At 75.3% G+C, this 7,710-nt stretch carries 8 protein-coding genes and 1 riboswitch; of the genes, 5 read left to right on the top strand and 3 right to left on the bottom strand.

Translation table 11 applies throughout. The features are described 5' to 3' along the window. Positions 1 to 47 precede the first annotated feature (47 nt). Positions 48 to 710 carry a hypothetical protein gene (locus ACFUVW_RS17910; protein ID WP_430572661.1) on the bottom strand — a complete coding sequence of 221 codons (663 nt, stop codon included), beginning with the start codon at positions 708 to 710 and terminating at the stop codon, positions 48 to 50. Between the two features lie 128 nt (positions 711 to 838). On the opposite strand from ACFUVW_RS17910, the gene ACFUVW_RS17905 reads away from it, so the two are divergent. Beyond that, on the top strand, positions 839 to 2,011 hold the full coding sequence (locus tag ACFUVW_RS17905) for a glycosyltransferase family 4 protein (protein ID WP_430572660.1): 1,173 nt from the start codon (positions 839 to 841) through the stop codon (positions 2,009 to 2,011). 126 nt (positions 2,012 to 2,137) lie between these two features. Beyond that, positions 2,138 to 2,692 (top strand): hypothetical protein, encoded by a 555-nt coding sequence (locus ACFUVW_RS17900; RefSeq protein WP_430572659.1) that lies wholly within the window; start codon positions 2,138 to 2,140, stop codon positions 2,690 to 2,692. A 74-nt stretch (positions 2,693 to 2,766) separates the two neighbouring features. Here ACFUVW_RS17900 and guaA read toward each other — a convergent pair whose 3' ends face one another. Together guaA and thiE are read right to left on the bottom strand one after the other, a co-directional pair. Beyond that, positions 2,767 to 4,374: a glutamine-hydrolyzing GMP synthase gene (gene guaA, locus ACFUVW_RS17895; RefSeq protein WP_430572658.1), complete on the bottom strand. Its 1,608-nt coding sequence runs from the start codon at positions 4,372 to 4,374 to the stop codon at positions 2,767 to 2,769. Between the two features lie 99 nt (positions 4,375 to 4,473). Further along, positions 4,474 to 5,148, bottom strand: a complete 675-nt coding sequence (thiE, locus tag ACFUVW_RS17890) for a thiamine phosphate synthase (RefSeq protein WP_430572657.1) — start codon at positions 5,146 to 5,148, stop codon at positions 4,474 to 4,476. A gap of 31 nt (positions 5,149 to 5,179) precedes the next feature. Continuing rightward, positions 5,180 to 5,282, top strand: a riboswitch (TPP riboswitch). On the opposite strand from thiE, the gene thiO reads away from it, so the two are divergent. From thiO to ACFUVW_RS17875, 3 genes are all read left to right on the top strand, one after another. Continuing rightward, the gene (thiO, locus tag ACFUVW_RS17885) at positions 5,272 to 6,522 is read left to right on the top strand and encodes a glycine oxidase ThiO (protein WP_430572656.1); all 1,251 of its coding nucleotides are present in this window, start codon (positions 5,272 to 5,274) and stop codon (positions 6,520 to 6,522) included. Its footprint overlaps the riboswitch before it by 11 nt. After that, positions 6,519 to 6,764 carry a sulfur carrier protein ThiS gene (gene thiS, locus ACFUVW_RS17880; RefSeq protein WP_430572655.1) on the top strand — a complete coding sequence of 82 codons (246 nt, stop codon included), beginning with the start codon at positions 6,519 to 6,521 and terminating at the stop codon, positions 6,762 to 6,764. The genes thiO and thiS overlap by 4 nt, the downstream gene beginning before the upstream one ends. Before the next feature lie 20 nt (positions 6,765 to 6,784). Further along, positions 6,785 to 7,606 carry a thiazole synthase gene (locus ACFUVW_RS17875; protein ID WP_430572654.1) on the top strand — a complete coding sequence of 274 codons (822 nt, stop codon included), beginning with the start codon at positions 6,785 to 6,787 and terminating at the stop codon, positions 7,604 to 7,606. The last annotated feature ends 104 nt before the right edge of the window (positions 7,607 to 7,710 follow it).

The raw sequence follows: 7,710 nt of genomic DNA, 5'->3' as shown, positions 1-7,710 counted from the left end.
GTGACCCGAAGGTCACCGCCGCGTCGTCATGCCGGCGCCGGTCGTCCTCAGGCGGTCGGCGACCCGCTGCCCTGTGCCGGTGGTGCAGCCGGTGGCGCCTCCGGAGGCGACGTCCCGGTGGCGGGCGCCTCGGGGGCGGTGCGCGTGCTCGGGCGCTCGGGCGGTGGGGCGGGCGTCGTCGGGGGGCGCGGCCGCTCGGGCTCGACGGGGTCGGCGCGGGGCGTGGCGTGCGACAGGCCGCCCTCGGACGTCAGCGAGGGTGAGTCGATCACCACCTGCGGGCCGCCCGCGAGCTTGCGCAGCGCGCTGCCCAGCAGGATGAGGACGACGCCCAGGCCGATGACCAGGGCGCAGACGCCGAACGCCACCACCGACGTGAACAGCGACGCGCGCAGGAACGACGCGTTCATGACCGTGTCTCGCGTCGGGTCGTCCTGGGCGAGCTCGGCGTAGGTCTGCCCGCCCGAGGCCTCGAGGGCGTGCTTGTTGATCACCTCTGCCTGTGCGTAGGCGGTGAACGGGCCGGACACCTTCTGGCCGGCGAACATGCTCGCGTCCTCCGAGACGGTGATCTGCTCGTCGGCGAGCGTCTGGGAGACGATGACCCACACGCCCAGGCCGGCGAGGATCATGACGATGCCCGCGATGACGGTGACCAGGCCGATCCCACGGACGCCCTTGGCCGGATGGACGGTGACCGTGCTCGACATGTCGCACCTCCTGGGTGGGCCTGATGCGCGTGCTCCGAGTACCGCTCTTCGCACGGTAGCGCCACCGCGCGGGTTCGGCTCGGCGAAGCCGCAGGTGGTCGGCTGCATCCCGATGGCAGGATGACCCGGTGCGCATCGTCCACGTGTCCGACTCCTACCTCCCGCTGCTCGGTGGCATCGAGACCCAGGTGGCCCGGCTCGCGCACCGGCAGGCGGAGGCCGGGCACGACGTCCAGGTGATCACCACGACGCCGGGCGCGCCCGGCGAGCACGGCGTCACCACCCGGCCCGACGGCGAGGGCGTCGTGGTGCACCGTGTCGCCGCCCGCGTGCCGGGCGGCTACCCCGTCCACCCGCGCTCGACGGCGCACGTGCTGGCGCGGCTGCGGGCCCTCGAGGCCGAGGGGCGCCGCCCCGACGCCGTGCACCTGCACATGGGGGTGCTCGCCCCCACCGTCGAGCTGGCGCTGCGCCCGGTGACCCGGCTCGGGCTGCCCGCGCTGCTCACGGTGCACAGCGTGTGGGGCGGCTGGGAGCGCGCGTTCGCCGCGCTCGACCGCGTGACCCGGTGGGCGGCATGGCCGGTGCAGTGGTCGGCGGTGAGCGGGCTGACGGCGGACCCCTTGCGGCGCGTCGTCGGGCGGCGGCTGGGCCCCGACGCCGCGGCGGAACGCGTGTCGGTGCTGGGCAACGGCATCGACGTGGAGGCCTGGCGGCTGCCGCGCGTCGAGCGCGACGAGCGGGCGGAGGGGCGCGAGGTGCACGTCGTGTCGGCCACCCGGTTCGCGCCCCGCAAGCGGGTGCTGCCGATGCTCGAGGCGATCGCCGCCGCAGCGGAGAAGGCCCCCGGGCGGCTGGTCGCGACGATCGGCGGCGACGGGCCGCAGCTCGCCGAGGCCCGCCGCTGGGTGCGGGAGCGCGGCCTGGCGGACACGGTGCGGCTCGTCGGCCGCCTCTCCCCGACCGAGCTCAAGCGCCTCTACATGCGCGCCGACGTCTTCGTCGCCCCGGCCGTGCAGGACGCGTTCGGCATCGCGGCCCTCGAGGCCCAGGCGGCCGGCCTCGCCGTCGTCAGCCGGTCGCAGTCGGGCGTCGCGGAACGCCTGGTCGACGGGCGCGACGCCCTCCTCGTGGACGACGACGCCGCGATGGCCGACGCCCTCGTCCGCCTCGCCGACGACCCCGCGCTGCTCGACGCGATCATCGCGCACAACCGCTCCGCGGAGCTCGCGACGTCCTGGCCGCGCGTGCTCGCCGACGTCGACGCCGCGTACCACAGGGCCGCAGCGCTCACCCGCTGACCGACGGGCCGGCGTCGGCCCTGGTCATGCACCGATCGGTGCCTCGGCGTATCAGTACCCCAGACGGGTGCCTCGTCACACCATGACCGGCGACGAGGGGATCGCCGGCTGACGTGAGGAGCGACGATGACCATCACGACACGCACCCGCACCCGCCGCGCACGGCTCGCCGCCGTCGTCGGGGGGCTCGCGGCGATCGCGGCCCTGGGCATGACCGCCCCGGCCGCCACCGCGGCGCCCGACGACGGCACCGCACCCGTCCAGGTCGAGGCGGTGACCAGCGAGACGCCGGTCATGGTCGAGGACCTCAAGATCTCGAAGGCTGCGGCCGCCACGACGTGGTACTGCGCGGTGAAGGACGGCACCTTCGGCTGTCAGGACGCGAAGCCGGGCACCGGCCTCGTGGTGGCCCGCCTGTATCAGTACAAGAACTTCAAGGGCTACCAGATCGTCGTCTTCAACCCGAAGTACCGCGTCGGCTGCACGGCGGGCACGGGCGACAACGAGGGCGGCGCCAACCTCGGTCACGAGAACGCCATCAGCTCGGTGAAGACGTACAACCACTGCGACGTACGCCTCTACAACGGCTACAACAAGACCGGGGCGCACACCCGCTTCATCGACAGGGACAGCGACCTCGGGGCGTTCGACAACCGCGCCAACTCCTACCGCATCTCCTGACGCATCCACCGACGGGAACGGGCGGCGGGCACCTCAGCCGCCGCCCACCCGTGTCGGCGGGGGCGTGACCACACTCACTCCCACTCGATCGTGCCCGGGGGCTTGCTCGTCACGTCGAGCACCACGCGATTGACCTCGCTCACCTCGTTGGTGATGCGCGTGGAGATGATCGAGAGCACGTCGTAGGGCAGGCGCGTCCAGTCGGCCGTCATGGCGTCCTCGGAGGACACCGGGCGCAGCACGATCGGGTGGCCGTAGGTGCGGCCGTCGCCCTGCACGCCGACGGAGCGGACGTCGGCGAGCAGCACGACGGGGCACTGCCAGATCTCGTCGTCCAGGCCGGCCTTGGTGAGCTCGGCGCGCGCGATGGCGTCGGCCTTGCGGAGCGTCTCGAGGCGCTCGGCGGTGACCTCGCCGACGATGCGGATGCCGAGGCCGGGGCCCGGGAAGGGCTGGCGGGAGACGATCTCCTCCGGCACGCCGAGCTCGCGGCCCACGGCGCGGACCTCGTCCTTGAACAGGGTGCGCAGCGGCTCGACGAGCTCGAACTGCAGGTCGTCGGGGAGGCCGCCCACGTTGTGGTGGCTCTTGATGTTGGCCGCGCCCTCGCCGCCGCCGGACTCGACGACGTCGGGGTAGAGCGTGCCCTGCACGAGGAACTTGACCTCCTCGCCGTGCTCGCCGGCCTCGGCGACGATGTCGCGCTGCGCGTCCTCGAACACGCGGATGAACTCGCGGCCGATGATCTTGCGCTTCGTCTCCGGGTCGCTCACCCCGGCGAGGGCGGACAGGAACCGCTCCTTCTCGTCGCGGATGATGAGCTTCACACCCGTGGAGGCGACGAAGTCGCGCTCGATCTGCTCGACCTCGCCCTCGCGCAGCAGGCCGTGGTCCACGTGGACGCAGGTGAGCTGGTCGCCGACGGCGCGCTGCACGAGCGCGGCGGCGACGGCGGAGTCCACGCCGCCGGACAGCGCGCAGATGACGCGCGCGTCGCCGACCTGCGCGCGGATCGCGGCGACCTGGTCGGCGATGACGTTGCCGGGCGTCCAGTCGGGCTTCAGGCCGGCGCCCTCGTAGAGGAACTTCTCCAGCACGGCCTGGCCGTGGGCGGAGTGCTTGACCTCGGGGTGCCACTGCACGCCGTACAGGCGGCGGCCGGTGTCCTCGAACGCGGCGACGGGCGAGCCGGACGACGTCGCGAGCACCTGGAAGCCCTCGGGCGCGGCGTGCACGGAGTCGCCGTGGCTCATCCAGGTGGTCTGGTGGTCGGGGGTGCCGGCCAGCAGCACGCCCGCCTCGCACACCTCGACCTCGGTGCCGCCGTACTCCCGCTGCCCCGTCTGCGCGACGGTGCCGCCGAGCGCCTGCGCCATCGCCTGGAAGCCGTAGCAGATGCCGAGCACCGGCACACCGGCCTCGAACAGGGCCGGGTCGACGAACGGCGCGCCCGTGGCGTACACCGACGACGGGCCGCCCGACAGGATAATGGCCGCCGGGTCCTTGGCGAGCATCTGCTCCGTGGTGAACGTGTGCGGCACGATCTCGGAGTAGACGCTGGCCTCGCGCACGCGGCGCGCGATGAGCTGCGCGTACTGGGCGCCGAAGTCGACGACGAGCACGGGACGCGGCGTGGGCGCCAGGTCGGCGGTGGTGGGGGTGTCGGTGGCGGGAGACGTCACCGAGCCATCGTAGCCGCCGGACGACCCCGCTCCCCGGCCCGTCCCACGGGTCACGCGGTGGGGTAGGTCACCTCGACGCGGCACGTGCGCCGGCGTCGCTCAGGCCAGCCGCTCCCGCAGCTCGCGCGCCGCGCGCTCGGGGTCGGGAGCCTGCGTGATCGCCCGCACGACGACGATGCGGGTGGCACCGGCGTCGAGCACGTCGTCCAGGCGCTCGGCGTCGACGCCGCCGATGGCGAACCACGGCGTCGTGGGGCGGGTCGCGGCGACCTCGCGCAGCAGGTCGAGGCCGACGGCCGCGCGGCCGGGCTTGGTGGGCGTGGCCCACAGGGGGCCGACGCAGAAGTAGTCGACGTCCGGGTCCGCCTCGGCCTCGGCGGCCTGGGCCGCCGAGTGGGTGGACCGGCCCAGCACGGGCGCCGCGCCGAGCAGGGACCGCACGGCGGGCACGGGCAGGTCGCGCTGGCCCATGTGCACCACGGGCGCCCCGGCGACCTTGGCGACGTCGGCCCGGTCGTTCACCGCCCAGAGCGCGTCGTGCTCGGCGGCGACGCGGGCCACGACCTCCTGCAGCTCGAGCTCGCGCGCGACGTCGAGCGACTTGTCCCGCAGCTGCACGACGTCCACGCCGCCCGCGAGCGCCGCGTGCAGGAAGTCCTCCAGGTCGCCCCGCTCCTCGCGGGCGTCGGTGCACAGGTACAGGCGGGCGTCGGCGAGGCGGGCGTCGGCGAGGCGAGCGCGGGCCGCGTCGGCAGCGGGCGTGGTCGTGGTCACGCCGGCCAGGGTAACCACGGCCCGGGTTACAGTGGCCGCGCACGGGAGCCCCGCTCGGGGCTGAGAGGGCGTAGGAGCCGACCGTCGAACCTGATCTGGGTCATGCCAGCGAAGGGAGCGCACATGCCCACCTCTGCACCCGCTCCGGGATCCGTTCCCGCGGGCGCCTCCGCCCGCGACGTCGTCGTGGTGGGCGGTGGGATCGTCGGCCTCGCCGTCGCCTGGCGGGCCGCGGACGCGGGGCTGTCCGTCACGGTGCTCGACCCGTCGCCCGGCGACGGCGCCACCCGCGCGGCCGCGGGGATGCTCGCCGCCGTGAGCGAGGCCGACTTCGGCGAGCGGGAGCTCACCCGCCTCAACGTCGCGTCGGCCGCCCGCTGGCCCGCGTTCGCCGCCGACCTGACCGCGGCGACCGGTCACGACGTCCCGCTGCTGCGCGCCGGCTCGCTCGCCGTCGCGTACGACGCCGACGACCTCGCGCTGCTGCGCCGCGTGCTGGCGCTGCACCGGGGGTGGGGGCTCGCCTCCGCGGAGGTCTCCGTGGCCGACGCGCGCCGGCGCGAGCCGTACCTCGGGCCGCGGCTCGCCGGGGCGGCCGTCGTCGACGGCGACCTGGCCGTCGACCCGCGCGCCGCGCACGCCGCGCTGTGCGCGGCCCTCGGCCCCGCCCTGGTCCGTCGCGCCGCGGTGCGCCTCGAGCGCGACGCCGCGGGCCGGGTCGTGGCGGTGCACGACGACGCCGGCACGCGGCACGCCACGGGCGCCGTCGTGCTCGCGACCGGCCACGGCGCCACGCCCTCGCTGCTCGACGCCGTGCCCGAGGTCCGCGTCCCGGTGCGCCCCGTCAAGGGGGTCACGCTGCGCCTGGACGCCGGCCCGGAGCTCGCGCTGGAGCACGTGGTGCGCGGCACCGTGCAGGGCCGGCCGGTGTACGTCGTCCCGAGGGCCCCGGGCTCCGGCGCGGGGCCGGGCAGCGGGCCGGGGCACCGCGAGGTCGTCGTGGGGGCCACCAGCGAGGAGCGCCCCGACGACCGGCGCGCCGAGGCCGGCGGCGTGTTCGCGCTGCTGCGCGACGCCCGCGCGCTCGTGCCCGGGATCGACGAGGCCGCGCTCGTCGACGTCACCCCGCGCGCCCGCCCGGCCACCCCCGACAACCTGCCGCTGGTCGGCGCCAGCGCCGTCCCGGGCCTGCTCGCCGCCGTCGGGCACGGCCGCAACGGGGTGCTGCTCGCGCCGGTCACCGCCGACGCGGTCGTGGCGGAGGTGACCGGAGCGCCTCCCCCCGACGCGGCGCTGTCCGCCGCCGACCCACGACGCTTCGCGCCCGCCGGCCGTCCCGCCGACAGACCACTCCCCGAAGGAGCCGCCCGATGACCGCCACCCCTGCCGTCCGCACCGCCGTCGTCAACGGCGAGGCCTATCCGCTCGACGGACCGCACGGCGACGGCGTCGAGGCCGTCGTCGCGGCCCTCGTCCCCGCGTTCGTGGCGGACGGCTCCGTCCAGGGCATCGCCGTCGCCGTCAACGACGCCGTCGTGCCCCGCGGACTGTGGGCCGGCACCCGGATCGCGCCCGGCGACCGGGTCGAGATCGTCACCGCCGTCCAGGGCGGCTGACCAGGATGCACGGAGAAGACATGACCAGCCCGACCAGCACCATCACCCTCGTCGACCCGCTCGTGGTCGCGGGCACCGAGATCGGCTCGCGCCTCGTCATGGGCACGGGCGGCGCGTCGAACCTCATGACGCTCGAGGACGCGCTGGTCGCGTCCGGCACCGGGCTCACGACGGTCGCGATGCGCCGCGTCGCGGTGCGCCCCGGCGGCACGGGCGCGGAGGACGGCGGCATCTGGGGCCTCCTGGAGCGCCTCGGCATCCGCGCCCTGCCCAACACGGCGGGCTGCTTCTCGGTCGCCGAGGCCGTGCTCACGGCGCAGCTCGCGCGCGAGGCCTGCGGCACCGACTGGGTCAAGCTCGAGGTCATCGCGGACGACGTCACCCTGCTGCCCGACCCGATCGGCCTCGTCGAGGCGGCCGACCGGCTGGTGCGCGACGGGTTCGTCGTCCTGCCCTACACCAACGACGACCCGATCCTCGCCCGGCGGCTCGAGGATGTCGGGTGCGCCGCCGTCATGCCGCTCGGCGCCCCCATCGGCACCGGCCTGGGCGTGCTCAACCCGCGCAACATCGAGGCGATCGCCGCCGCCGCGCGCGTGCCGGTCATCCTCGACGCCGGGGTGGGCACCGCGTCCGACGCCGCCCTCGCGATGGAGCTCGGCTGCGACGGCGTGCTGCTCGCCACCGCCGTCACGCGCGCCGCCGACCCGGTCCGCATGGCGCACGCCATGCGCCTCGCCGTCGAGTCCGGGCGCCTCGCCGCCGGGGCGGGCCGCATCCCGCGCCGCGAGGGCGCCCTGGCCAGCTCCTCCCCCGACGGCCGCCTCGACCTCGCGCTCTGACGAGGTAGTTCAAACCGTGCCGAGGTAGTTCAAACCGTGCCGAGGTAGTTCAAACCGTGCCGAGGTAGTTCAAACCGTGCCGAGGTAGTGGACCAGTCCACTAC

The organism is Isoptericola sp. NPDC057391 (genome assembly GCF_042668085.1).
Classification (GTDB): domain Bacteria; phylum Actinomycetota; class Actinomycetes; order Actinomycetales; family Cellulomonadaceae; genus Isoptericola.
The sequence above is the reverse complement of the archived record's forward strand: the minus strand, read 5'-3'. Positions and strand labels throughout refer to the sequence as shown.

Bases quoted from the DNA above. Each gene is read 5' to 3' on its own strand.
- ACFUVW_RS17910 (WP_430572661.1), bottom strand. From the start codon at position 710: ATGTCGAGCACGGTCACCGTCCATCCGGCCAAGGGCGTCCGTGGGATC.
- ACFUVW_RS17900 (WP_430572659.1), top strand. From the start codon at position 2,138: ATGACCATCACGACACGCACCCGCACCCGCCGCGCACGGCTCGCCGCC.
- thiO (WP_430572656.1), top strand. From the start codon at position 5,272: ATGCCCACCTCTGCACCCGCTCCGGGATCCGTTCCCGCGGGCGCCTCC.
- thiS (WP_430572655.1), top strand. From the start codon at position 6,519: ATGACCGCCACCCCTGCCGTCCGCACCGCCGTCGTCAACGGCGAGGCC.
- ACFUVW_RS17875 (WP_430572654.1), top strand. From the start codon at position 6,785: ATGACCAGCCCGACCAGCACCATCACCCTCGTCGACCCGCTCGTGGTC.